The 24,501-nt window shown below is 58.6% G+C and carries 21 protein-coding genes; 10 read left to right on the top strand and 11 right to left on the bottom strand.

Features of this window, described 5'->3' with window-relative positions:
- The first annotated feature begins 11 nt into the window (after positions 1-11).
- The gene (selA, locus tag BLP93_RS04705) at positions 12-1,421 is read left to right on the top strand and encodes an L-seryl-tRNA(Sec) selenium transferase (protein WP_092117775.1); all 1,410 of its coding nucleotides are present in this window, start codon (positions 12-14) and stop codon (positions 1,419-1,421) included.
- On the opposite strand, the gene cysK is transcribed toward selA, so the two are convergent.
- On the bottom strand, positions 1,422-2,378 hold the full coding sequence (gene cysK, locus BLP93_RS04710) for a cysteine synthase A (RefSeq protein WP_092117778.1): 957 nt from the start codon (positions 2,376-2,378) through the stop codon (positions 1,422-1,424).
- Positions 2,379-2,685: 307 nt separating this feature from the next.
- Between cysK and BLP93_RS04715 the strand changes: the two genes are divergently transcribed.
- The 6 genes from BLP93_RS04715 to BLP93_RS04740 all read left to right on the top strand — a co-directional run bounded on the left by BLP93_RS04715 (position 2,686) and on the right by BLP93_RS04740 (position 10,119).
- Positions 2,686-3,123, top strand: a complete 438-nt coding sequence (locus BLP93_RS04715; RefSeq protein ID WP_139162917.1) for a hypothetical protein — start codon at positions 2,686-2,688, stop codon at positions 3,121-3,123.
- A 110-nt stretch (positions 3,124-3,233) separates the two neighbouring features.
- The gene (locus BLP93_RS04720; protein WP_092117784.1) at positions 3,234-4,490 is read left to right on the top strand and encodes an MFS transporter; all 1,257 of its coding nucleotides are present in this window, start codon (positions 3,234-3,236) and stop codon (positions 4,488-4,490) included.
- Positions 4,491-4,771: 281 nt separating this feature from the next.
- Positions 4,772-7,492, top strand: a complete 2,721-nt coding sequence (locus BLP93_RS04725; protein WP_092117787.1) for a UPF0182 family membrane protein — start codon at positions 4,772-4,774, stop codon at positions 7,490-7,492.
- A 225-nt stretch (positions 7,493-7,717) separates the two neighbouring features.
- Complete coding sequence (locus BLP93_RS04730) at positions 7,718-7,945, top strand: hypothetical protein (RefSeq protein ID WP_244148642.1); 228 nt, start codon at positions 7,718-7,720, stop codon at positions 7,943-7,945.
- A gap of 148 nt (positions 7,946-8,093) precedes the next feature.
- Positions 8,094-8,597: a periplasmic heavy metal sensor gene (locus tag BLP93_RS04735; RefSeq protein WP_161946196.1), complete on the top strand. Its 504-nt coding sequence runs from the start codon at positions 8,094-8,096 to the stop codon at positions 8,595-8,597.
- Between the two features lie 307 nt (positions 8,598-8,904).
- Complete coding sequence (locus BLP93_RS04740; RefSeq protein WP_139162918.1) at positions 8,905-10,119, top strand: hypothetical protein; 1,215 nt, start codon at positions 8,905-8,907, stop codon at positions 10,117-10,119.
- Positions 10,120-10,124: 5 nt separating this feature from the next.
- Here the strand turns inward: BLP93_RS04740 and BLP93_RS04745 are convergent, their stop codons facing one another.
- From BLP93_RS04745 to serS, 8 genes are all read right to left on the bottom strand, one after another.
- A complete protein-coding gene (locus tag BLP93_RS04745; protein ID WP_092117797.1) occupies positions 10,125-11,702 on the bottom strand; it encodes a sigma-54-dependent Fis family transcriptional regulator in 1,578 nt (525 codons plus the stop codon).
- Positions 11,703-11,913: 211 nt separating this feature from the next.
- Positions 11,914-12,501: an indolepyruvate oxidoreductase subunit beta gene (locus tag BLP93_RS04750; protein ID WP_092117800.1), complete on the bottom strand. Its 588-nt coding sequence runs from the start codon at positions 12,499-12,501 to the stop codon at positions 11,914-11,916.
- Between the two features lie 2 nt (positions 12,502-12,503).
- On the bottom strand, positions 12,504-14,339 hold the full coding sequence (gene iorA, locus BLP93_RS04755) for an indolepyruvate ferredoxin oxidoreductase subunit alpha (protein ID WP_092117803.1): 1,836 nt from the start codon (positions 14,337-14,339) through the stop codon (positions 12,504-12,506).
- Between the two features lie 31 nt (positions 14,340-14,370).
- On the bottom strand, positions 14,371-15,081 hold the full coding sequence (locus tag BLP93_RS04760) for a tetratricopeptide repeat protein (RefSeq protein WP_092117806.1): 711 nt from the start codon (positions 15,079-15,081) through the stop codon (positions 14,371-14,373).
- Positions 15,082-15,232: 151 nt separating this feature from the next.
- A complete protein-coding gene (locus BLP93_RS04765) occupies positions 15,233-16,096 on the bottom strand; it encodes an EamA family transporter (RefSeq protein ID WP_092117809.1) in 864 nt (287 codons plus the stop codon).
- 3 nt (positions 16,097-16,099) lie between these two features.
- Positions 16,100-16,291 carry a hypothetical protein gene (locus BLP93_RS04770; RefSeq protein ID WP_092117812.1) on the bottom strand — a complete coding sequence of 64 codons (192 nt, stop codon included), beginning with the start codon at positions 16,289-16,291 and terminating at the stop codon, positions 16,100-16,102.
- A 15-nt stretch (positions 16,292-16,306) separates the two neighbouring features.
- Positions 16,307-17,263, bottom strand: a complete 957-nt coding sequence (locus BLP93_RS04775) for a cation diffusion facilitator family transporter (RefSeq protein WP_092117925.1) — start codon at positions 17,261-17,263, stop codon at positions 16,307-16,309.
- 343 nt (positions 17,264-17,606) lie between these two features.
- Entirely contained in the window at positions 17,607-18,887 is a 1,281-nt protein-coding gene (gene serS / locus BLP93_RS04780; RefSeq protein WP_092117815.1) for a serine--tRNA ligase, read from the bottom strand.
- Between the two features lie 418 nt (positions 18,888-19,305).
- Here serS and BLP93_RS04785 point away from each other — a divergent pair, with 418 nt between their 5' ends.
- Positions 19,306-20,526, top strand: coding sequence for a glycosyltransferase family 9 protein (locus BLP93_RS04785; protein WP_092117818.1), 1,221 nt, complete (start codon positions 19,306-19,308; stop codon positions 20,524-20,526).
- Positions 20,523-21,803 (top strand): CgeB family protein, encoded by a 1,281-nt coding sequence (locus BLP93_RS04790; protein ID WP_092117821.1) that lies wholly within the window; start codon positions 20,523-20,525, stop codon positions 21,801-21,803. Before BLP93_RS04785 ends, BLP93_RS04790 begins: the two co-directional genes overlap by 4 nt.
- A 10-nt stretch (positions 21,804-21,813) precedes the next feature.
- On the opposite strand, the gene BLP93_RS04795 is transcribed toward BLP93_RS04790, so the two are convergent.
- Entirely contained in the window at positions 21,814-23,595 is a 1,782-nt protein-coding gene (locus BLP93_RS04795; RefSeq protein WP_092117824.1) for a PAS domain-containing sensor histidine kinase, read from the bottom strand.
- A gap of 10 nt (positions 23,596-23,605) precedes the next feature.
- Complete coding sequence (locus BLP93_RS04800) at positions 23,606-24,205, bottom strand: ferritin-like domain-containing protein (RefSeq protein ID WP_092117827.1); 600 nt, start codon at positions 24,203-24,205, stop codon at positions 23,606-23,608.
- Between BLP93_RS04800 and BLP93_RS16590 the strand changes: the two genes are divergently transcribed.
- Complete coding sequence (locus tag BLP93_RS16590) at positions 24,197-24,493, top strand: hypothetical protein (protein ID WP_139162919.1); 297 nt, start codon at positions 24,197-24,199, stop codon at positions 24,491-24,493. The genes BLP93_RS04800 and BLP93_RS16590 overlap by 9 nt on opposite strands.
- The last annotated feature ends 8 nt before the right edge of the window (positions 24,494-24,501 follow it).

The following is a 24,501-nucleotide window of genomic DNA, read 5'->3' on the forward strand; positions in this document are numbered from 1 at the left end:
ATGGAGTCTTCATGTCTGAACTCTTCCGCCTTTTGCCCTCGGTCGATTTGGTTTTGCAACGGGTCGGCGAGGCGGATCAATACGCCCACCTGCCCCGTCCCCTGCTCAAGGACCTGGTGAATGTGTTCCTGGATCAGCTGCGCGCGGATATTCGTTCCGGGCGCATTGCCGCATCCGGGCAACTGCAATGGGCAGCGCTGCAAGCGCCGTTGGACGCGTTTCTGCAACGGTCTTCCCGGCCGCACTTCCGGCGCGTGATCAACGCCACCGGCGTGGTGGTGCACACGAATCTGGGCCGCTCCCTCCTGGCCCGACAGGCGGTGGAGGCCGTGACCGAAGCCTGCGCTTTTTATTCGAACCTTGAATTTTCTCTGGAAACGGGGCAGCGGGGCAGCCGCTACGCGCATGTGGAAGAGCTGTTGTGCAAGCTGACCGGGGCCGAGGCCGGGCTGGTGGTGAACAACAATGCCGCCGCGGTACTGCTCATGCTGGATACTCTGGCCAAGGGCAGGGAAGTGGTGGTTTCGCGGGGACAGCTCGTGGAGATCGGCGGGTCTTTTCGCATCCCGGACGTAATGGCCAAGAGCGGAGCCGTGTTGCGGGAAGTGGGGGCCACCAACCGGACGCATCTGCAGGACTATGAACGGGTGATCGGGCCGGAAACTGCGGCCCTGCTCAAGGTACACACCTCCAACTTCCGGATCATCGGCTTTCACAAGGAAGTCAGCCTCCGGGACATGGTCGCTTTGGGGGCTAGACACGGCTTGCCCGTGCTGGAGGATCTGGGCAGCGGCAACCTGTTCGACTTCATGCCCTACGGCCTGGATCACGAACCCACGGTGCAGGAGACCGTAGCCGCCGGCGCGGATGTGGTCACCTTCAGCGGGGACAAGGTTCTGGGCGGCCCCCAGGCCGGCATCATTGTCGGTCGCAAGGAATATATCGATCCCATCAAGAAGAACCCCATGAACCGGGCCCTGCGCATCGACAAGATGACCCTGGCCGCTCTGGAGGCCACGCTGCGCCTCTATCTTGATCCGGAATCGGCTCGCAGGGAAATCCCGACGCTGCGGATGATCACCGTCTCGGCCGAGGAGTTGAAGCGCCAAGCCGACAAGCTGGCCCGGGTTCTGCGCCGGGTTCTGGGAGGGGAAGCCGAGGTGCGGCTGTTGCCCGGCGCCTCCAGGGTGGGCGGCGGGGCTTATCCGGAACGGGATCTGCCCACGACTCTTGTGGGAATTCGCCCGCGCAACCCGGATTTGAGTGTGGAAATGCTGCGGGACAGACTTCTGGAGACCGACCCTCCCCTGGTGGGTCGGATCGAGCACAATGCCCTTTGCCTGGACCCCAGAACCCTCGCCGCCAAGGAACATGCCCTGGCAGCCAGGGTCCTGGCGGCTGCAATGGAAGTGGGAGGATAGCTACCCGATTCCTTCAAAAAGGACGCTGGAGAGATATCTTTCGCCGGCATCTGGCAGGATCACGACCATTGTCTTGCCTTCGAATTCCTCGGTGGAGGACAGCCGGGCAGCCGCGGCAACCGCTGCGCCGCAGGAAATGCCGCAGAGCAGCCCTTCTTCCAGGGCCAGGCGGCGGCCGAATTCCACGGCTTCGGCACTGTCCACTTTTTCCACCCGGTCCACCAGCGACAAATCCAAGGTTTGCGGGATGAAGCCCGCGCCGATTCCCTGAATCTTATGCGATCCGGGTTGCAATTCCTGTCCGGCCAGAGCCTGGGTGATCACCGGACTCTCGGCCGGCTCAACCGCCACGGACAGGATTTCTTTGCCTTTCTGACGCTTGATGAAGCGGGAAACGCCGCTGATGGTTCCCCCGGTGCCGACGCCGGAAATCAGCACGTCGACGTCGCCGTCGGTATCGTTCCAGATTTCCGGTCCGGTGGTGGCTTCATGGATTGCCGGATTGGCCGGATTCATGAACTGCTGGGGCATGAACCAGTGCTCAGGATCATCGGCGGCCTTCTGCTCGGCACGGCTGATGGCGCCTTTCATCCCTTCCGAACCCGGCGTGAGGATCAGCTTTGCGCCAAAAGCCGCCAGCACCCGGCGTCGCTCCATGCTCATGGTGTCCGGCATGGTCAGGGTTAATTTATATCCTCTTGCCGCGCAGACATAGGCCAGGGCTATCCCGGTATTGCCGCTGGTGGGTTCGATGATCTCCACTCCCGGCTTCAGCACCCCGCGCTTCTCGGCATCCCAAATCATGGCCGCGCCGATGCGGCACTTGACGGAATAGGCCGGATTGCGGCCTTCCACCTTGCCCAGCACCCGAACCTTCCTGTTGCTGATGATACGGTTCAGCCGCACCAGGGGAGTGTTGCCTATGGAAAGGGAATTATCATTGAAAATGCGACCCATTATGGAACCTCCGCGTTAGATGAAGGACGGCGCCGAGTTGACGCCTAGGACGTTGAACAAGCTTGTTGAGTGATTTTCTTGGTAGGTAAGCAACCTGTACCTTGTAACCATGTCCGGCTTCAAGTATCCGCGGCCGCCCGTGACAATTTGATCAAAAACCGTATCTTGTCGTCTTTTTAGGCCCGCCATTGCCTGTTTCCCTGGAAACGGATAGACTGAGCAATCCGTACTTGCCACAAGGGGAGCTGCTCCTTGTGGCTTTTTTTACTCATCAAGGCCGGCCAGAGCCGAAAGGATAGTTATGATCATGGAACAAATACAGGCGGGCAGCTCGGTGGAGTCCGCTTGCCGGAAATGTAAAACCGTCACCGACCACCATGTCGTGGTCATGCTCGATGATAAAATCGGAAAAGTACAATGCAAGGTCTGCAGCGGAAAGCATGCCTACCGTCCTCCCAAGGAAGAACCCCTGCCCAAGGCCCCTCGCGTCAAAAAAGCGGCCGCGGGCAAGAAAGCCGTCGCACCCAAAAAACTTTCTCCCGAAGTGACGGCCCACTGGGAAAAAATGGTTCAGACCACTCCCCAGGAAAACATGCTGCCCTACTCCATGTCCGGAGCCTTCCAGCCCGGCGACGTCATCAGCCACACCACTTTTGGCCCGGGCTACGTCCAGCAGTTCATCAAGCCGAACATGATCGAAGTCCTCTTTCAGGACAGCGTGAAGAAGCTGCGTTGTTGCGCTTGAGGTATGGCAAATCCCGCCTAATGTGCCAAAGCGATGAACCAGGGGGATCATGGCTCAGGGCCGGAATGAGGGCTTGAGGGTCGCCATGCCTTCTGCCGCCTGATCCTGCCATGTCCCCCATCGAGTCTCCGGCTACCGTTCCCGCCGCAACACCGCATCTTCATTCTTCACCGGGCCCTTCGCCCGGCGCTTCGATACAGTTCAATCCCGCGTCCTTCCGGGCTGTTCTGCTGGTTTTATGGGTGCTGCTTTTTGTCACATGGAGCCAGTTCATGCTCATTGCGCCGCTGCTGCCGCGCATCAGCATCCGGCTGGACGTTCCGGAGATGCACCTGGGGTGGCTGATTTCCGGATACGGCATCTCCATGGGCGTCTGCACTTTGCTCTGGGGGCCGATTTCCGACCGCCTGGGGCGCCGTCGTCTCTTGACTCTGGCCGGCATGCTGATGACCCTGGTGCTTTTCGCGCACTGGTGGGCCACCAGCTTCACGAGCATGCTGGTGATGCGGGTTCTTTCCGGAGCCATTGCCGGCGCATTGACCACCGGAACCTTGGCCGCCGTGGGCGACTATATTCCTCCATCACATCGCGGTTGGGCCACGGGCTGGATCATCAGCGGCTTCGCCGCCGGACAGATTGTTGGCATCCCGGCCGGGGTCTTTCTGTCCGGCTTCATGGACGATCGTCTGCCCTTTGTCCTGCTCGGTCTGGTTATGGTCGGGGCAACGTGGTTGACCTGGCGCCTGTTGCCCCGGCTTGATCCCGCTCCGTCCATTGCCTGGGCGACGATGATCCTGGACTACCGGCGCTACCTGTCCTCGCCCCGGCTCCTGGCCGCATGCGGCGTTGGAGTTTGCGTCTTCGGAGGGATGGGGCTGTTCATCCCGTTTTTTCCGTTATGGATGGAACGCTCCTTGATGCTCTCCAGCCAGGATGTGGCCTGGGTCTTCTCTGCCGGCGGCGTTGCCGTGGTATTCAGCAGCGTGGTCCTGGGGCGTCTATCCGATCGTATCGGACGGCAGGGTCTGATTGTGTTTGGCTCCCTCGGGGTCGGCGTGTTCATGCTTGCTTCCCCGCTGTTGGCTCACTGGCCCGTGGGCGCTTTTCCGCTTTTCGCCCTGATCATGGGGTGCGCCGCAGCCCGGGGCAGCGCTTTCCGAGCTCTGCAGACCGAACTGGTTCCGCCGGGAGATCTTGGCCGCTATCTCAGTCTTTCCGCGGCATTCGAAAACATGGGATATGCCGCCGGCGGCGCCATGTCCGGCTGGCTCTTCGTCGCCTTCGGCTTCAGCGCCGTGGCCGCCTCCGCAGCCGTGACGGGTCTTGTCATCCTGATCCTGGTGCGCATCTTCCTGCAACCCCAATAAAAGCCCAAGCAGACCGACGCAAACTCTCTCCCGTCAAATCACCCGCCATCAAAATCGAAATCCAAATCGCAATCGCAATCGCAATCGAATCGAATCACCACCCCACCCACGCGCCTAAAAATCATCCTCCCTTTCCCTCCGACAAAACAGCCGCCGTCATCACATCGGAGAACCTTTCGTCTGGCCTTTTCCAGGAAAATTCGGTAAAGACGCCAACATAACCATATCCAACCAACCCAGTCCAATTTAACCTTGAAATCTCCAGTTAAGGAGGTCCATTGATGTTGTTCTCTTTTGGTCCTCAGGGACCGCATGGTCCTCAGGACCCGTTTTCACAGTTCAAGATCGAAGAGATGGACTTTTCCAAGTTTCATCGCATGCTCCGCCTGGGTCTGTTCGTTCTGGCCCTGATCGTGCTTTGGTCCGGATTGAACTGGGCCATGTCCTTCTACACGGACTGGCTCTGGTTCAGCGAGGTCGGCCATGAAGCGGTGCTCTTGAAAATCGTCTCCACGCGCGCCGGATTGTATCTCGGCGCGGCATTGCTGTTCCTGGCCCTGGCCGTTCCCAACATTGTCGCGGCTGTTCGGGTCACCGGGCGGATGTTCCCCCGCGGCGGCCACAAATTGCCGCCGCACATCTACAATGCTGCCAGAAATGTGCTGATCTGGCTTGCGGGCGGAGTCACCGCGGTGGCGGCCCTGCTTCTGGCAGCGGGTCCCGCCGCGGAATGGAATACGGTTCTGCGCTATCTGAACCAGGTGCCGTTCGACACCACCGACCCCATCTTCAACAATGATTTCTCCTTCTACATCTTCACCTTGCCGGCGCTGGAATTCTTTCGCTCCTGGCTGGTCGGACTGACAGTCCTGGTGATGATCATCGTGGCTGCGTTCTACTATCTGAACAGCATGCTGCGCGGAGAGTTCTTCGCCCTGAAAGGGCCGATCTTGTCCCATCTGGCCATCCTGGGAGCGTTTCTGTTCGTGCTGATTGCCGTCGGGCACTGGCTGAGCCGCTACGACCTGCTCTATTCGTCCATGGGCGCGGTCTACGGCGTCGGGTACACGGACAGTCTTGTCAATCTCCCCTCCAGGGCGTTCATGGCGGTTGTGGCCCTGCTGGTCGCCGCGGCACTGCTCGTTGCCGCCCGTTCCCACCGCAAGGAACTGGTGATCTGGTCCGTCGGCGCCTGGTTCGCCTTGAGCATCGTTCTCGGCAGCCTGCTTCCGGCCGTGGTCCAGCGCCTGCTGGTCGAGCCCAGCGAACTGGCTCGGGAAACCCAGTTTTTGGCCAACAACATCCACCATACGCGCCAAGCCTTCGGCATGGATCGGCTCAGAACCATGACCCATCCGGCACGAGGCGACGTTGATCACGCCACCCTGGAAGCCAACCAGGGCACGATCCAGAACATCCGCCTCTGGGACGAGGGGCCGCTGCTGCAAAGCTACAATCAAATCCAATTCTTCCGGCTCTATTACGACTTCATGGCCGTGCACACGGATCGGTATCAGGTGGGTGACCAGCTGCGTCAGGTCATGCTGGCTTCTCGTGAACTCTCCGCGGAAAAACTGCCCGCTGAGGCTCAGCGCTGGGTCAATCGCCACCTCCAGTTCACCCACGGTTACGGTGTGGCCATGAGCCCGGTGACCGAGGTCCAGGCCGGCGGACGGCCGGACTTCTTTATCCGCGATCTTCCGCCCGCGGGGGAGATTCCGCTGGAGCGGCCCGAGATTTACTACGGTTTGAAAAGCCTGGAATACCTGATCGTGAACAGCCGGATGCAGGAGTTCAACTTTCCAGGTCCGGACGGTCCGGTGTACACGCACTATCAGGGCGACGGCGGAGTTCAGCTCAGTTCGTTCTTCCGCCGCTTGATGTACGCCTGGCAGTTCAAGGATGTGAACATTCTCATTTCCGGCGAGGTTACCGCTGAAAGCCGGATTCAGTACCGACGCGTCGTGCAGGAACGCTTCGCCACCATTACCCCCTTCCTGATGCGCGACCGCGAAGCCTACTCCGTGGTGGCCGACGGCCGGTTGTTCTGGATCCAGGACGCCTACACCACCACGAATCGTTATCCCTATTCCACCCCTTGGGACCGTCGCTTCAACTACATGCGCAACAGCGTGAAGGCTGTGGTTGACGCCTATCACGGGAACATCTCCTATTATGTCTTCGACGAGGACGATCCCTTGATCCGCACCTACCAGGCCATGTTTCCCGGCCTGTTCAAGTCCCGGGACGAGATGCCGGAACATCTCCGACAGCATGTCCGCTACCCCCAGGACCTGTTCACGGTGCAGACCCAGATGCTCCTGCAGTACCATATGGAAGATCCGGTGGTCTTCTACAACAAGGAAGACCAGTGGTCCGTGCCCATGCAGCATTCCTTCGGCCGGACGGAAACCCTTCGGCCCTACTACATCGTGGCCCGTCTGCCCGGCGCCGAGCGGGAGGAGTTTCTGTTGATCCAGCCCTTTACGCCCATCAACCGGCACAATCTCGTGGGCTGGATGGCGGCGCGCAGCGACGGGGAGCATTACGGCGATCTCGTCCTGTTCCGGTTCCCCACGGGCCGGCACGTGGACGGTCCCAGCCAGGTGGAGGCTCGTATCGACAACGATGCGGTCATCTCCGAGCAGTTCACCTTGTGGGGGCAGGTCGGTTCGGAGGTTTTCCGGGGCATTCTCCTGGTCATCCCCATCGGCGATTCCATCCTTTACGCCGAACCGGTCTTCCTGCGCCCGGAAACCATCGATTTTCCGGAGTTGCGGCGGATCATCCTGGCGGATTCGCGGCAGGTGGTCATGCACCAGACCCTGGATGCGTCCATCAGCGCTCTCGTTGGCGATCTGCCGCCGGTTGCGCCGGTGGTGGAGATGCCTGAAGATGAGCCTGAGCCTTTCCTGAGACTCCCGGATTTCAACCAGGGATTACGGGATGCCGTGGACAAGCTGCAGGAGGTCGTGGACCAACTGCGCAGATTGATGCAGTAGATTCCATTCCTGCCATGAGCTTGAAACGAGCCGGCATCCGAGACGGATGCCGGCTCGTTTATTTTGATCGTCACATCGCATTATTTGGAGCAAGGAAGGTGAGGGCAGCGACTAATTGAAGTTCCGACGAGAACCCATGGCTTGACAACAACGAACGTGAATCTATGGAGAGGTAACAAAGACAAACCACGCCAACATGCCAAACGCCAACAGGAGGTCGAAACCATGATGGATTATGATCCTGTATTCCGGCACATCAAACATCCCGCTAAAAAGCAAGAAATTCTCGATGCCGCGGAGAAAGTCCGGAAGCATTGGGAGGAACTGGCCCTGGATCAAGGCCTGGATCCGGCCAAGAACGTTTTTCTCCAGGAAGGGGATAAAGAGGTACGGGTGGTGATCAGCGAGGAATTGTCCACGGTCTACAGGGAAGGCCCCGGCTCCTGGCGATAGTTTCAGGCTGGGCATGTACAGATTGAACTGGGTAATTACTGGGTAATTACAAAATAAGGCACGTATCATCATCTTATGTGTTTCATTGTGAATGTTTCATGCCCGTGTCATGCCGTTCAAAAACAACAACCTATTTTCGGAGGTCATTATGCAAAAACTCTTTACCATCAGCGCGTTACTCCTGGCACTCTCCTTGTTGTCCGCTCCCGTTTTAGCCCAGCACCAGCACGGCGCTCAAGATCAGGAAACGCAAGCCATGGATGCGCATCCGGTTCTAGGGGATCTCTCTGAAGAACAGCGTGAGGCTCTCAAGAACATGATCGAGTCCCACCGTCAGGAAGTCATGCATCACAACTTGCGCATGCGCGCCAAGCAGGCGGAACTGGACGTTCTCCTGGCGTCCCCTGAAGCAAACCAGGATGGTATTAATGTCGTGACCCAGGAAATTACCCAACTGTACGGCGACATCTTGAGAGTCAACAATAATCTGCGACGCGGAGTATTCGAGGAAACGGGCCACCTGATCCCAAGCGGTGCGCTTGGCGGCAAAGGGCAGGGCATGGGCGGCCAGGGCATGGGCGGCCGTGGCATGATGTCCGGAAAGGGCCGCATGATGAATTGTCCGATGATGCAAGGACATTCAGACGATTAAGTTTGCTCTTTTTTCAACAACAAAAAAAAGCCGCTCCTATGAGCGGCTTTTTTTGTTGAAACGAAATTACCTCACGACTATTAACGATAGGTGATCTAACCGTGGATCGCCATTCCGACCGGCCGTGTCTGATCCCACGCCTGTGGTACGGCAGACATAAGACCGGCTACCCTTTTATTTTGGGGGAATTATTGCTACTTGGTTCCATCTCCGCTTGTGGCTATATCACTATCCATGACCTGCAGGCCTGACCAATCCCGCCAGGCCCCTATCACGTATACCCTTTACTTGAGGAGCACGACGCGGCATGACGCGACGAAGAACACTACGACCCGCTTTCCGGACCATGGCCTTGGCTTTGATGATTATGGCCGCCTTTTCACTCCACCCTCAAGCCCTTTGGGCTTCCCAATCAATGGAGAAAGAACTGCCGGAAGCGGTTTCCACTAGCTTGGCCACCCTAGTCCAACGGGTCCAGGATCGTGAAGCAGTCATGCTTGTCAACGCGATACCACTCCTTGATTTTGCGAAAAATACCGCCTTGTCCAGGGACAACTGGAAAGTTGAGGATTTTATGGAAGCCACGGGCGCCTACTTTGGTTACTCCATTGCCTCTCCCGTGGACCGGATCGTGAAGTATCTCTATCACCCCGAGTTACCTCCATCAATTTTTCATCCATCGGTGGTTCGCGTTGGAAAGTGGGACGAGGGGCCTTCCGAGGACATCCCCGCGCTCTGGCAAGATTTGCATGAAAACGCCGTGGTCGCCGTCTATGGACAGGAGACGGAAGAGAATACGCCGGATGTAACTACAGGTGGATATTACACCTATCATGCCGACCGATTGATCTTATTGATCAACCATGGCGGGGAGAAGTACCTCCTTTCCATCAGCAAACAGAGGGACCAGTCCAGTGTGGGCCGGAAAGGGGTGGTCATCGGTGATGATGCGGACTGGAACTACTTTTATACGGATGAAGAAGGTCTAACGAAGGGAGGACTTGGCTGGGTCAACTCGTACATGTTCGATTCATTTTCCGTCACGGTGCTTTCCGCTGACAAATCCGATCCGGAACGCACGCAACATGTGATGTTCAAATGGGTCAGAGCCGGCTGGTCCGGCATGAACATGGTTCGCAGCGGGCATGTGCGCAGCGGCTGTGAGCGGTTTTCGCAAAGCCTGATCAAGTTGATGGAATCCGACAGGTTGCCGGACATTGAAACTTTCCAATCCATGACTCGGCATGTCCGGGCTATGGATCGTCGGGAACTGTCGCGGACATTGCAACCCTACATTGAGAAACTCCGGGAAATGAGCGCGGAGGATACCGTTCTCTCCAGGCGTTCATTCCAGCGAATGTTGGCTGAAGATGATCCTTTAGAACACTATTCCGACTATGCCCTGAAAAGTCTGGTCATGAAGGAATTTTTGAAAAAGAGTATCGGCATACCGGCAATGCTGACCATGTCTCATGACGATGTCCTGGCTTCGCTATTCCCTGAACATGATCAGGAAAGCTGAAAAGCTTACTTGGACTGGGGGGCGACGGGGCGGGTGGTGAACTTCTTGGGATCGATGCCGTATTTCTTGATCTTGTAGTTCACGATGCGGTAGCTGATGCGCAGGTCGCGTGCGGTTTGCAGCATGTTGCCGCGCGCTTTTTTCAGCGCGTCGACGATGATCTCCTGCTCGAACTTGGCCACGGCTTCGCCGAAGGAGAGGTCCGTGTCCGTTGCCGAGCTTTCAGCTGTCTGCAGGGTCGGCGGAAGATGGTACGTCCGGATGACCTCCTCGGTGCACAGCAGGACGGCCCGCTCCAGGCAGTTGCGCAACTCGCGGGCGTTGCCGGGCCAATGGTACTGGGTCAGCAGGTCCAGGGCCGGCGTGGAGATACGCCGGATCTCACGGCCGTATTCCTTGGAAAAAGTGTTCAGAAAATGTTCGGCCAGGGGCAAAATGTCCTCCCGGCGTTCCCGTAGGGGTTGAACGTAGATGGGGAAGACGTTGATCCTGTAGAACAGGTCTTCGCGAAACTGACCGGCGGCGATTAAGTCCTCGAGCTGACGATTCGTGGCGCAGACCAGCCGCGTATCCACGATAATGGTCTGCTCGCTGCCCAGACGCTGGATTTCCTTTTCCTGGATCGCTCGCAACACCTTGGCTTGCGCATCCAGGCTCAACTCTCCGATCTCATCCAGAAACAGAGTGCCCTGGTGGGCCAGCTCGAAACGGCCTTTCTTGTTCTGCACCGCTCCGGTGAAAGCGCCTTTTTCATGTCCGAAAAGCTCGCTCTCCACCAGTTCCGCGGGCAAGGCGGCGCAGTTCAGCCGGATCAGCGGCTTTCCGGCCCGCGGGCTGGCCATGTGGATGGCCTCGGCCAGCAGTTCCTTGCCCGTGCCGGATTCGCCACGCAGAAGCACCGTGGCCCTGCTCGGGGCAACCTGGCTGATCTGCTGGAGCACGAGCCGCATGCTTTTCGAGGCATGGACGATGTTCTTCGGCGAGAAGCCCGCATCATAGATGGCCAAGCCCTGCGCCATCAGGTGCTGCTGCCGGGCCATGTCTTCCTGCAGGCGGGCTACGCGGTGGGCGATAATTCTGGCCACAACCTCCAGGAACCGGCAATGAGTCTGCAGGACCTGCATCGGCGCCATGGGCAGGTCCACGCTGAGCACGCCGAGGATTTCCCGCCCACGCCCCTCCCGCTCTTCGTGTACCACCGGAACGCTGACAAAGGCCAAGCTCGCCATTTCTTCCTTGCTTCGCCCGAAAGCCCAGTTCAGGAATTCAGGATGCTCACCGATCACCGGGACAATAATCGGCTCGCCGGTGGAGAGCACTTGGCCGGTCACTCCTTGCCCTTCGCCATAGGAGACCTGGGTCGGTTTCTGTGGTCCGTGGGTCAGGCTCAGTTTTAGACTATGGGTTTCGGAATCATAGATGGCCAGAAAATTGCGCACGTATCCCAGGTTGTGGGACAAGACCTGGAGTACGGATTTCAGGCTGGTCTCCAGGTGCACGTCCGGCTGCATCTGGTCCAGGATCTCTTTCAGCGTGTCCAGACAAAGAGAAAGATTATCCAATGTGACTGCGCGGGATGGCATGATGTTTCTGACGGTTCCGATGGAAAAAGGCGAATGTATGGTAAGCTCTACAGCCTGAGCTTGCGTTTTTATCCGGAATTGCTTCCGTGATGAAAACGCAAGCTACAGGCTGAGAAAGTATTTGGCCGCTCATCCGGTTATGGAATGAATGGCATACTGATGAGCGCTTGCGGCGTTTCAGTTGAAAAACAATGCGTCCTTCGACGTGTGGTTAGCGTACTGCCTCCGCGCCGAGATGCAGAGCCTTGATGTTCGATTCCACCAGTTTGGGTGCAATGGAGGAAGAAATGGTCTTTTCCATCCTCTCCAGGCCGAAAGGCAGGCGGTTCAGGACGCACAGCGCGCCCAGCAGGGCCATGTTTCCGGCCGGTATTGATCCGGCCTGGACTCCAAGTTGCTGGCAAGGCAGGAAGTGGACGTTGGAAGTGCATTCCCGAACCATGCGTTCCATGTCTTCAAATGGCGGCGCCTGCTCGCGGCCGCAGGTGACGCTGATGGGCGGCAATTGTTCGCTGCTGCTCAGGATCAGCCCGCCGGGTGCGAGATACGCCAGCGCGCGCAGTGTTTCCAAGGGTTCGAAGCCGAGCAGGACATCCGCTTCGCCGGGGCTGATGCGCGGGCTGACATATCCGCCGATCAGCACGGTGGACTCGACGATTCCGCCGCGTTGCGCCATGCCGTGCACCTCGCCCGCCACGACTGGCAGACCTTCATCCAGAGCAGCCTGGGCCAGGAGCCGGGTTGCCGTGACCGTTCCCTGTCCGCCCACGCCGGTAAAAAATATTCGCATGCGGGACATGGTCAGCTCCTTTTCCGGGGTTTGATGTGTTCGCAGATCTGGACGCAGAACATGCATCCATTACACTGGCTCTCATTGATGGCCATTTTCCCTTCCAGAACGTAAAAAGCGGGGCAGGCCAGATGATCCATGCATTCGTTGCAACTGTCGCAACCTTCGTCCACCGCTGCCACCGAGGGGCGCTTCCGACCCAGGGCCCTGCGGGCGAAGAGCGGGCAGGGCTCTTCGGTGATCAGCACCCGGACGCCGGAAAGGGCTTTCAACTCTTCCAGGGCCTGCTTCGTGGCCTTGAGATTGAGAGGATTCTGCACCCGGACGTGTTCCACGCCGCAGGCCTTGACCAAGCCCAGAATGTCCACTCTTGCGGGATTGGGTCCCATCAAGGAGTGTTCAACACCGGGATGCGGCTGTTGTCCGGTCATGGCCGTGGTCTTGTTGTCCAGGATGATTACCAGCAGGTCGCGCTGGTTGTAGACCGCGTTGGCCAAACCGGTGATCCCGGAATGGAAAAAGGTGGAGTCGCCGATATAGGCGACCACGGTGCGTCCACTGACCTTGGCCAGTCCCGAGCCCGTGGAGATGGAGGCCCCCATACAGACGCAGGTGTCCGCGGCCCGCAGAGGCGGGAGAACGCCCAGGGTGTAGCAGCCGATGTCCGATGAGTAGAGCGCGTCGTCGCCGAAGACCTGACGCACGCTGTAGAACACGGAGCGGTGCGGGCAGCCGGCACACATGTTCGGCGGCCGCATGGGCAGTTGCTTCGGTGTCGGGCAGGGAGCGGCCATCTCGGTCGGCAAGCCCAGGATCGCGCTCAGGGCCTGCTTGAGAATCAGAGAGGAGTATTCGTCGAACAGGGGCAGATGTTGCCCTTTTCCATGGATCTCCAGGGAAAGTCCAAGTCGCTGTGCCAGGGCCCGGATCTCTGTTTCCAGAATCGGCTCGCCCTCTTCAACGATGATGACCTTGGAGAGCTTTCGAAGATGGTCTTCAATCATCCGCTCGGGCAGGGGATAGGAAAATCCCAATTCCAGGACCCGGATCTTGTCCTTCAGGTCCAGGTCCAGCAGGGCGTCTTGCAAATAGGCCCGGCTGATCCCCGAGGCAATGCAGCCGACTTCGCCCTGCCCGGATACGGTGTTGTAGCTCGAATTCTCCGCCAGTTCCCGGTATTGCTCCAACTTTTCCAACAAAATCTTGTGCCGGGCTCGGGCCACGGCGGGAATGATCACGAAGCGCCGGGGGTCGGAAACAAAATCATTGACCTGAAGAGGCTCGCGCATCTCGCCGAAGACCACTTCTCCGCGCTGATGGTTCACCCGGGTGCTGGTGCGCAGCATGACCGGCTGCTCGTGCTTCCTGGACAGTTCCAGGGCCGACTTGGTCATGTCCTTCATTTCCTGGGCGCAGGACGGCTCCAGGCAGGGCAGCCCGGCCAGGCGGGCATAGTATCGATTGTCCTGTTCGTTCTGACTGGAATGGCATCCGGGATCGTCGGCGCTGAGCAGAACCAGTCCGCCGGGGGCGCCGAAATAGGCCACGCTCATCAATGGGTCTGCCGCGACGTTCACGCCGACATGCTTCATGGTGACCAGAGTCAACGCACCGGCCACTGTGGCGCCGATGCCGACCTCCAGGGCCACCTTTTCGTTGGTGGAGTATTCAAAAGTGTAAGAACCCTTGTCGCTCAAGCGAAAGAAGGTGTCCGGCACTTCGGAAGACGGCGTTCCCGGATAGCAAGAGATGAAGTTGATGCCTGCCTCCAGAGCGCCGCGGACAATGGCCTCATTGCCCAAAAGGAGGTGCTTTTCTCCCGTTTGTCCCGCAAGTAGTAAGTCCATGGCAATTCCTGTGTTAGCGTTGAGTTAACATTTATGATCTGTCTTGGGCCGCTTGCTGGCGAATCCTGGCTTTTCGGAATTCCAGGAAATCGGCATGCTGTAAGCTGCCGCGAGTCTTGAGTTCGTCATAGGTGTCCAGGGCCGTGTCCCAATGCCCGGCGGCTTCCGCTGCTTCGGCCAGCTGCCAGAGGACAATGGGCATGAATTCTTCCGATGCGCTGTCGCGCAAGGATTGCAATTCCGTCACGGCCTCATCGGCCTGGCCGAGATGCAACAGGGCCGTGGCCTGTCCGAGTCGAGCCGTGGTCACCCAGTTGCCCGGGGTAAGCGCTGCAAGTTGGTTCCAGTACTCCAGGGCCGTGGCCCAGTTCTGGACGTTCTGGGCTGTCCTTGCCGTTTCCAGGTGATGGCGGGGCAGAAGGGGTTTGGCCAATCGTCCTTCGATTTCCAGAAGGGCATTCAATCGCTCTGCTCCCTGTGTTTCCAGCAGGACCTGATCAAGGGCTTCTTCACTTTTGGCCACCCGACGTTCCTGATATGCGCCGTAACCGGCCGTTCCGGAGATCAAGAGCACGAGCACACCCACGCCGGCTGCGATCCACTGCCAATGGTTCACGAGCACATGGAAGAATTGTCTGGATGGGGTTCCGATTTCCGCTTCGAATTGTTCTGTTAGGCCTTTATCCGGAGCCTTTCCCTGTTCCGGAAGGGGCTTCTGATCTTTTGTAGACTTTGGCGACATCTTTTCTCCTCATGAAGGCATTAGATAACTGTGACTGACTGCTCAGCTACACATAAATGTCATAAAGGTAAAGCATGTCCGGCGTAACGGCAGCTCATTCTGAATGATAAGTGGAAAAAATAATGTGGTAATCGGAGAAGGAGTTTTCTTTCTAATTCATGGAGATCAAGGCAACTCCGGCCACCATCAAAGCGGCGCAGGCGACTCGTCGACCCAGATCCTTCTCGCCGAAGACGAAATGCCCGAAAAACACGCCGAAGACGACGCTCATGCGTTTGATGGAAACCACGTAGGCGGCAAGGGTCAGGGTGATCGCCCACATTTGCAGAACCAGGGCCAGTGCGCCAAAGAGGCCCACCAAGAAGAGGGCTTTGAAATTGCGGCGCAGTTGCTGCCACGGACGGTGCGATTTCAGCAGAGTTACCGGCAGGAGGCCCAGGCTCATGGCGATGAAAAAACAAAAGAGCCAGAATGCCGGTGAAGAATTGGTCACGCCGACCTTGTCCAGATTCGCCGTAAAGCTCCACAGGAACGCCACCAGCAGCATGATCCTTGGTCCTGGTTCGTCCCACAATGCCCGGATTGGAGCCAGCAACCCGCGTGACTTGCGTCCCAGGTGCATGCCATAGGCGCCGGCAATGATCAGGATCATGCCCGTCGCCCCCCGCAAATCCGGAAATTCTCCCAGGATCAGTGGAGAGGTACCCAGCATGAACAGCGGGGTGAATGTGAGCATGGGCAGCGTCAGAGAGAGATCGGAAGCCTTGATCGCTCGCATGTAGAGGGTAATGGCCACCATGTTCAGGCCCACCCCGAAAAACAGAGCCCAGATAAAGTCGTCCCCTATGGACGGGATGCCGTCCCACCAGAGGTACAGACCGGTGAGGGGCAATCCAAATGCGCAGTACGACCAGGCCAGCAGGTATTCATCGCCCAGCACCAGCTGGCGCTTGCTCAGAGTGTCCTTGACGGCCTCGAAAAAAGCCGTGCCCAGGGCGAGAAGAGCCCAAAACATGCGTTAGCGGAAAAAACCGAGCAGGCCGAGAAAGCCGAGAAATCCGAAGTATCCGAGCCAGCGCCATCGTCCCGGCGCTCCCCAGGCGCCGAAGGCGGCAAAAGCGGCAAAAGCACTGAACATGGGTTTGAAAAAGCCGAGCAGTCCAAGAACCCCCAATACTCCGGAAAGCTGGATCATCCGTCCAAATTCCATGACATCCTCCGTAGGCTATGAACATTTGTTGCCGGGTTCCGTTTCCTGGTCCGACCCGTCATTGGCCACGCCCCCGATGCAGTGCCCGTCCCAGGAAGAATCTTCTTCCACCGGCTCAACGTGAATTGTCAGAGAGGCATTGTCCAGTCGTGATTCAACGTGCTTTTCGATGCGGTCGCACAAGTCATGAGCCTCTTTCACCGTGCATTTGCCTGGAATCAGCAAATGGACGTCGATGAACCGCTTTGAACCGGATTTGCGGGAGCGCAAGCCGTGAAAGGGAGCATCCGGAGCCTGCTCATGCAGAGCATCCTTGATGATCTGGATCTCCGTCGAGGGAAGGGTGTGGTCCATCAGACCGCTCCAGGAGCGGCGCAGCAGGTCGAGGCCGGAGCGCAGGATGTTCACGGCAACGGCCATGGCGATCAGCGGGTCGAGAAAAACCCATTCCTCCGGAGCTGCCATAATTACCGCAACCCCCAGGATGACGGCCAATGACGTCCAGACGTCGGTCATCAGATGCTTGGCGTCCGCTTCCAGAGCGATGCTGTCGAACTTGCGGCCTCCGTGCAACAGAAGGCGGGCCGCGCCCAGATTGATCATGGCGGCTACGGTCAGCACCGCGGCGCCGAGTCCCAGGCTCATCAGGGGCTCCGGCGCGAACAGACGCTGCAGGGCAGTGTAGAAAATCGCCACGGACGCGATGAGAATCAGGGTGCCCTCCACGCCGCTGGCAAAGTACTCTGCCTTGTCGTGTCCGTAGGTATGCCGCTTGTCAGCGGGGCGGGCGGCGAGGACCAGAGCCGTGAAGGTGACCAGACCCGCGGCGAGGTTGATCACGGATTCCGCGGCATCGGAAAAGATGCCCACCGAACCGGTCATCCAGTAAGCCCAGAACTTCAAAGCCATGGTCACCAATGAGGCGGCCACGGAAACCAGGGCATAGCGCGCGGGTGTATTCAACACGGTCATGGTTGATTTGTAAGACACAAGGTGCTGACTGTCTAATGGATCGGAATAACTCCGGGATTCTTCAGCACATTATCCCGCATTTCGTTTCCAGCTCCCATGCCGGTTCAGGTGCACCAGGCCCGGCTATTCTGGCGTCTCGGATGATGCAGGGGGGCAAGGGCCGACGACGCCCACAGTCATGCTCTTGCGAACCTAAAATTCAGGTCCCGCAGAGCCAGAACTCCTGCTTCGTTCCGTCCTTGAAAGCTGCGGCAAGGCTGTTGAACAACGTCTGCTGTCCGATGCTCTGGACATGGCAGCGCTTCCGTTTCCGCTTTGATGGCAGACGTGATTTCAGTTCACGCTACCCTTTCGGCTCCACGACTTCCATCCCTTCCATGAAGGGCCGCAGAGCCTTTGGGATGACCAGACTGCCGTCTTTTTGCTGATAGTTTTCCAGGATGGCCACCACTGTACGCCCCACGGCCAGGCCGGAGCCGTTCAAGGTGTGCACGAAGAGATTCTTGCCGCCGGCCGTGGGCTTGAAGCGGATATTCGCGCGCCGTGCCTGGAAGTCCTCGAAATTGGAACAGGAGGAGATTTCCCGGTAGGCGTTCTGGCCGGGCAGCCAGACTTCGATGTCGTAGGTCTTGGCCGCGGAAAAGCCCATGTCGCCGGTGCACAGGGTGATCACCCTGTACGGCAGTTCCAGGAGCTGAAGGATGGTTTCGGCATGGCCGAGGAGCAGTTCCAACTGGTCGTAGGAGGCGTCGGGATGGGTGAAGCGGACCAACTCGACCTTGTTGAACTGGTGCTGCCGGATCAGCCCCTTGGTATCCTTGCCGTAGGCGCCGGCCTCGGAGCGAAAGCAGGGCGTGTAGGCGGCATAGGCCAGGGGCAGGACGTTCTCAGCCAGGATTTCTCCGCGATGGATGTTGGTCACCGGCACTTCGGCCGTGGGGATCAGGAAAAAATCCGTCTCTTCGAGCTTGAACAGATCATCGGCGAACTTGGGCAAATTGCCGGTGCCGGTCAAGCTGTCCCTGTTCACGATGAACGGCGGCAGGACTTCCAGGTAATCATGGCGCCGGGTATGCTGGTCCAGCATGAAGTTGATCAGAGCGCGTTCCAGGCGGGCGGCCCACCCGGTCATCAATGCGAATCTGGCCCCGGTTATTTTCGCGGCCCGCTCGAAATCCAGCCCCTGCAGGCGGGTACCCAGCTCCCAGTGCTCCAGGGGGGCAAAATCCCATGCGGCCGGCTCGCCCCAGCTCCGCAGAACCGGGTTGTCGGCTTCGCTGCGTCCTACGGGTACGGTTTGGTGCGGCAGGTTGGGCACGTTGAGCAGCCAATCCTGGACATTCTGCTCCAGGAATTTCAGCTCGCCGTCCAGGGACTTGATCCTCTGGGACAGCTCGGAAAGCTCATCCATCAGCGCGGATGCGTCTTCCTTGGCCCGCTTGCGCTTGGCTACCTCGGCTGAGGCCTGATTGCGCCGCGCCTTGCCTGTTTCCACTTCCTGCAGCAATGCGCGGTGCCGCTCCTCCATGGTCAGAAATGCATCCAGATCAATATCAGCCCCGCGATTTTCCAGGGCCTTGCGTACGCGTTCCGGAGACTGGCGAATGAATTTCGCGTCAAGCATGGCAATCCTCTATTATTGAAATTTATCGTTAAGAGTTAAGCGTCTATCACCACGTGTCCCATGCCGCAACTGCGCAAAGCTCGACTTTGCGATATAATGGCGGTAGGCGAAATACCACGCAGACTACGCTGCACCAGGCGCTTGCGCGGATTCAACAAGCATATTCTCGATCGAGCACTATTGATCATGAGTAACTACTCGCCAGCGGTCCGGCTTGTCTCGATTTTTCGGCCTCGCAACTCCTTCGTCGGCTTCGCAGCATCGAACCATTGCGTGAATAAACAGCATTTGGCGCTTCAAGCGCCCGGCAATGGTTCGATGAACGAATCCGGACTCAGTCAGGCAGGCGATGCCAAAAAATCGAGACAAGCCGGACCACTTCATGCCATGCAATCAACGGTGCTGAATAATTACGATTATGAACAGATATCTCGTCATTCAACTGGCCCGGTTCGGGGACATCGTCCAGACGAAACGGCTTGTCCGGGGGGTATGCGCGGATCAGGAGAATGAGGTGCATCTGGCCGTGGATGCCGGTTTGGCGGATCTGGCCGGGCTGCTTTATCCCGGTGTTCGGATTCACGGTCTGCCGGTGCACGGTTCCCGGTTCGATCCGGGCGTTTTGCTCCGCACTTGCGGGACGATTTTCGCCGACTGGAAAAGAGCTGATTTTCACCGCGTCTTCAATTGCAACCATGGCGGGTGCAACCACGTCCTGGCCGGACTCTTCGCACCGGAGCAGCTTATCGGCTATCACTGGCGCCATGGCCAAACCCTTCGTGGACCATGGCCGGAGATGGTTTTCCGGTTGAGTGCCAACCGTCTCGCCAATCCCTTGAATCTGATGGATTACTGGGGCCACTTTCTGCAACCTGCCTTGGCGCCGGAATTGGTGAACCCTCCTGCCCGGCCCAAAGGCGGCGGACTGGGCGTGGTCATGGCCGGCAGGCACGCCCGGCGCAGCCTGCCCATTCCCGTGCTTGGCCGGCTTGTGCAGGCGGCCGCGGCCAAATTCGACGGATCGATCCACCTGCTGGGAACACAGGCCGAACATCCTGCCGCCAGACAGCTCCGGGACCATCTCCCCACCACGGTCCAATCCCGGCTGAAGGATCTCACAGGCAAGACGAACTGGGCGGCCTTGTGCGATGTTGTCCAGGGCCTGGATCTTCTGCTCACTCCGGATACGGGAACGATGCACCTTGCCGCGCACTTGGGAACCCCAATAACGGCCTTTTTTCTTTCGTCGGCCTGGTGTTTCGAAACAGGCCCTTACGGCGAGGGTCATCATGTCTGGCAGGCCGTGGAGTCCTGCGCTCCCTGTCTGGAGTCGGAGAGTTGTGGGCGTTCCACAGCCTGTGTTCAGCCGTTCACGGACAGAGCGGTTTTGGCCCGGCTCAGCGGCGATGCTCGCCGACCGCTTCCCGAGGGGCTCTGCCTGCTACGGACAAGTGTGGACGACTTCGGAGCGCAATTCAATGCCCTCGCTGGCGAGCTGCCTGAGCAGGAGCCGCGCACGGGCAGGCGAGAACTGCTCCGATCCCACTGCCTGCGGCTGCCGCCGCGCAAGCTGGCCATGGAGCAGGAGCCCGCTTCCTCCTTGTACAACGAAACCGACTGGATGATCGAAAAGACATGAGTCATTCCCTGCGTATTCTCACGGTTCTGCCCATGTATGGCGGCTCGCTGCCCATCGGCCGCTACTGCGCCCAGGCCCTGAAGGAGCTTGGCCATATCGTGGAAATCTTTGACGCACCGGCTTTTCACGGCGCCTTCGCTGCCTTGAAGGAGCAGCGCATCTCCACGGATCGGCTGATATCTCTGGAGAACAGCTTTCTGCAGATCGTGGCCCAGACCATCCTGGCCAAGGTGGAATCATTCCAGCCGGACCTGGTCCTGGCCCTGGCCCAAGCGCCGTTGAGCCGCCAGGCCTTGCAACGCCTGCGGCGGGACAAGGTGCCCACGGCCATGTGGTTCGTGGAGGACTTTCAGGTGTTTCCCTACTGGAAGGCCTTTGCCCGGCATTACGATTTTTTCGCGGTGATTCAGAAGACGCCGTTCCTGGATATGCTCACGGAGCTGGGACAGGAAAATGCGCTGTACCTGCCCTTGGCCGCGGATCCGAATTTTCATCGGCCCCTGGAACTCTCCGCCGTGGATCAGCGTCGCTACGGCGCGGACATCTCCTTTCTGGGCGCAGGGTATCCGAATCGTTTGTCTGCTTTCCGGCAGTTCCTGTCCCTGGATTTCAAGATCTGGGGCAACGACTGGCCTGCTCACGGCGCGCTGACCCCGCTCCTGCAGCGTCCGGGAGAACGCATCAGCGCCGAGGAAGCGGTCAGAATATTCAATGCCTCCCGAATCAATCTCAATCTGCACTCCAGCGTGAAGGCGGAGCCCATGGTTTCCGGCGGCGACTTCGTGAATCCCCGGACCTTCGAGCTGGCCTCCTGCCAAGCCTTCCAGCTCGTGGACCGCCGCGCCCTGCTGGGCGAACTGTTCACGGACGAGGAGGTGGCCGTGTTCGAGGACATGGAGGGGCTGCACGCCGCGATGCATCATTATCTTGCACGCCCTCAGGAGCGACTGGAAATGAGCCGCAGGGCCAGGGAACGGGTGCTGCGTGAACACACCTACCGACACCGGATGGAAACCTTGCTGGCCTTCATCCGCGAACGCGGCGCTTTCGGGACTGCGGCAGCCGAAACGGAATTGCACCCTTCCGCATTATCCGAACTCTCACCGGACCTGCGCCAGGATGTCCTGCAACTCCTCCAATCCCTCGAGCTGCGGCCATCGGTCAGCTTTTCGGATCTGATCTGGGCCATCCGCCAACGCAGCGGCGTCCTCAGCGAACTGGAAACCGCCCTGCTGTTTCTGGACGAATGGCGCAAGCAGTATGTCGCGAAGAGATAGGGGGAGCGGGCTATTTGATGGGAAGGGCGGGCGTGTGCTCGTTTTTCGGCAGTGTAACCGTGACGTGGGTTCCTTCTTCCTCGGTGCTGGTGAAGGAGATTTTGCCGCCGTGGGTGCGGGCGATGAGCATGGCGCTGTAGGTTCCGAGGCCCGTTCCCCGGGCCTTGCCCGCGGTGGCGTAGCGTTCGAAAAAACGATCCCGGACTTCTTTGGGAATGACGCCCAGGTTGTGGACGTCCATGACCCAGCTCTCTTCGGTGTGCCGGACGTTCAAACAGACCTGGCTCCCGGCCGGGGCGGCCTCCAGGGCGTTGTTCAGCAGATTGGTAAGCATGGAGTGGATGTTGCGCCGTTCGCCGAGCATCTCCAACGGTGTGTTCCAGTCCAGGGGGTGATCGTTCAGCAGATAGGCGACGCGGACGTTGCCTTGGTTGCGCAGGGCCTCGGTCTCCTGGTCCAGCGCCCGGATTACCGCCGTAAGATCGAACGGAACCGGCTGCAGGGTGTATCGGCCCTCTTCCATGTTGAACAGGTCCATGGAGTTGGTGATCATTTCCATCATACGCCTGGCGGAATCGAGAATGTGGCTGATAAAGACCTTTTGCTGCTCCGGAGTTTCCTCTTCCAGCAGACCTGCGAGCCCGATGATGCCCACCAGAGGGGTCTTCAGGTCATGCTGGACGATGCGTTCGACGTCCTTGCGCAGGTTGGCCACCCGGCGCTGTTCGGTAATGTCGCGCTGAACGCAGACCATCTGCCGGATTTCATCCTGATCGTTGAACACGGGCCAAGCTGAGACCTCCAGGAACAGAATTTCTCCCTCGGCGCCTTGATGCTCTTTTTGCAGCAAGCAGGGCGAGCGGTTTTCCAGGAATTTTTGAATGGGACAGGCGTTCTCTGAACCATCGCTCAAGCCGGCGCGCTGTGCGACTTCCTGAAAATCCGTTCCGACCAGCTCAGAGCGGCTCATCCGGTAAAATTTCGTAAAGGCGTGATTCACGTCGAGGATGGACATGTTGTCCATGTCCACCAAAGCAATGGCTTCCGGAATGCTGCTCAGAATCGTCCGGCTCAGCATTTCGGATTGTCGCAACTGCATCGTCCGCTGTTCGACCATTTCCTCCAATTGCGTTTTGTATTGTTCCAATGCCCGGATATTTGATGCCAGGGCCTGGTCCCGGCGGCGCAATGCGGATGCAAGAACGCCGATTTCATCACGTCTTGTTTCGCCTGGGTACTCCGGCAGGTCCTCCTGGAATTCCGAGGAAATCTGGGTGGTCAGCCGGGACAGGTCCAGGAGGTAGTGGCCGCTGATGCGCCAGACAAGGTAGATGAAAATGGGGACAAAACAAAGAAACAACAGAACGCCGACCATCAGGATATACAGGATGCCCGTCTGGAGCGGAGATCTGGAAAACCCGACCTCGATCCATCCCACGGATTGGCTGTTCACGAAAATCGGTTCAGTGAGCACATGCGCGGCCATCATTTCGCGTTCCATGATCAGATGTCCGTTCTGGTCCTGGATGCGGATCCCTTCAATACCCTCATATTCCATCACCAGCTCAAGCTGACGCACCAAACCGAGGTAGTCCACGGCCTCAATGGCGGGAGCCAGGGACACCGCGGCTAGGCGCATGTGCGAGCGGATGCTCTGCTCATGGCTGCGGGCCAGATAATTGTAGCCGGACAAGAATCCCACACCTACGCCGATGAATGTCATGCCCGCGGCGATCAGGGCAATCCAGAGCGCAAGACGCGTCCGCAATGATGTACTGGAAATGCGATGCATCACGAGATGTCTAAACCTTCTCCAGGAGATCGTTGAAAATATTGCGATGCAGGATTTCCGCGTCACGGATGGCCGTAATCCTGGCTCGCAAGGGCTGACTCAGGTCATGCTCGAGGATTTCCGAGTAGAGGTCCACGGCGCCTTGTTCCGCGGCGATATCCAGCAGCACAAGCTGGCGGGGAGCGACTCCGGATCGAGGCGGCCAGACCGCCAGGGTGGGGGTAACCCCCGAAGCGATCAGCACATTGACCAGGGTCACCGCATGGTCGACTTCGTCGGCGATTATTTCCTGGATGGTCTTGGCGAAAGTCGGGTTCACCCAGTGGGACAGCAACCCGGCATGGTTGGCGTATTGGACCATGGCCCCGTGTTCATGCTGCAGTGCCAGGGTCATCAGTTCTTCAGCCTTGCTCAGTCCGGCGCCCGTTCCCCGCAACTGCACAAAAGATTCGTCACGGGTCCAGGCCAGACCCGGGGAAGCCAGCAGCAGCCCAGCCGCGCCCAATCCGGCCTGCAGCAGCTTTCTGCGACTGCCGCAAATACCCCCTGATTGGCAGGGTGCCGAGTCGTGGTCGTTGGGGGCGAACAGGGAAATGGTTTTATGGCTCATAAAAAATCCTTGATGCTTTCGGACGGACCGTTCCCGAGTGGGGGGAGATTCCGCGAAGGTGGAAGGGTTCGAAGGTCTGCATTGCTGCAACGCGGCTTCGCGGACAATTTCAATCCTCTACAACCCCGCCAGTTTGCCCGGCTCAATACCGAAGACGGAGAAGAAAAAGGGCAACAGCAGGCCCATCAGCCAACACAAAAGCTTGTTGTCGCCGCGGCGATGCTTGATGAACCCGAATACCGGCAGCAAACCGATAAGACTAATGGCGCCAACCCATTTCACGCATGATGTTCCCT

Origin of the sequence: Desulfonatronum thiosulfatophilum, assembly GCF_900104215.1 — a bacterium.
In the GTDB taxonomy this organism is placed as follows: domain Bacteria; phylum Desulfobacterota; class Desulfovibrionia; order Desulfovibrionales; family Desulfonatronaceae; genus Desulfonatronum; species Desulfonatronum thiosulfatophilum.

Bases quoted from the DNA above. Each gene is read 5' to 3' on its own strand.
- selA (WP_092117775.1), top strand. From the start codon at position 12: ATGTCTGAACTCTTCCGCCTTTTGCCCTCGGTCGATTTGGTTTTGCAA.
- BLP93_RS04785 (WP_092117818.1), top strand. From the start codon at position 19,306: ATGAACAGATATCTCGTCATTCAACTGGCCCGGTTCGGGGACATCGTC.
- BLP93_RS04730 (WP_244148642.1), top strand. From the start codon at position 7,718: ATGATGGATTATGATCCTGTATTCCGGCACATCAAACATCCCGCTAAA.
- serS (WP_092117815.1), bottom strand. From the start codon at position 18,887: ATGCTTGACGCGAAATTCATTCGCCAGTCTCCGGAACGCGTACGCAAG.
- BLP93_RS04765 (WP_092117809.1), bottom strand. From the start codon at position 16,096: ATGTTTTGGGCTCTTCTCGCCCTGGGCACGGCTTTTTTCGAGGCCGTC.
- cysK (WP_092117778.1), bottom strand. From the start codon at position 2,378: ATGGGTCGCATTTTCAATGATAATTCCCTTTCCATAGGCAACACTCCC.
- BLP93_RS04735 (WP_161946196.1), top strand. From the start codon at position 8,094: ATGCAAAAACTCTTTACCATCAGCGCGTTACTCCTGGCACTCTCCTTG.
- BLP93_RS04790 (WP_092117821.1), top strand. From the start codon at position 20,523: ATGAGTCATTCCCTGCGTATTCTCACGGTTCTGCCCATGTATGGCGGC.
- BLP93_RS04770 (WP_092117812.1), bottom strand. From the start codon at position 16,291: ATGGAATTTGGACGGATGATCCAGCTTTCCGGAGTATTGGGGGTTCTT.
- BLP93_RS04760 (WP_092117806.1), bottom strand. From the start codon at position 15,081: ATGTCGCCAAAGTCTACAAAAGATCAGAAGCCCCTTCCGGAACAGGGA.
- BLP93_RS04795 (WP_092117824.1), bottom strand. From the start codon at position 23,595: ATGCATCGCATTTCCAGTACATCATTGCGGACGCGTCTTGCGCTCTGG.
- BLP93_RS04720 (WP_092117784.1), top strand. From the start codon at position 3,234: ATGTCCCCCATCGAGTCTCCGGCTACCGTTCCCGCCGCAACACCGCAT.
- BLP93_RS04775 (WP_092117925.1), bottom strand. From the start codon at position 17,263: ATGACCGTGTTGAATACACCCGCGCGCTATGCCCTGGTTTCCGTGGCC.
- BLP93_RS04740 (WP_139162918.1), top strand. From the start codon at position 8,905: ATGACGCGACGAAGAACACTACGACCCGCTTTCCGGACCATGGCCTTG.
- BLP93_RS04800 (WP_092117827.1), bottom strand. From the start codon at position 24,205: ATGAGCCATAAAACCATTTCCCTGTTCGCCCCCAACGACCACGACTCG.
- BLP93_RS04750 (WP_092117800.1), bottom strand. From the start codon at position 12,501: ATGTCCCGCATGCGAATATTTTTTACCGGCGTGGGCGGACAGGGAACG.
- BLP93_RS04745 (WP_092117797.1), bottom strand. From the start codon at position 11,702: ATGCCATCCCGCGCAGTCACATTGGATAATCTTTCTCTTTGTCTGGAC.
- BLP93_RS16590 (WP_139162919.1), top strand. From the start codon at position 24,197: ATGGCTCATAAAAAATCCTTGATGCTTTCGGACGGACCGTTCCCGAGT.
- BLP93_RS04725 (WP_092117787.1), top strand. From the start codon at position 4,772: ATGTTGTTCTCTTTTGGTCCTCAGGGACCGCATGGTCCTCAGGACCCG.
- iorA (WP_092117803.1), bottom strand. From the start codon at position 14,339: ATGGACTTACTACTTGCGGGACAAACGGGAGAAAAGCACCTCCTTTTG.
- BLP93_RS04715 (WP_139162917.1), top strand. From the start codon at position 2,686: ATGGAACAAATACAGGCGGGCAGCTCGGTGGAGTCCGCTTGCCGGAAA.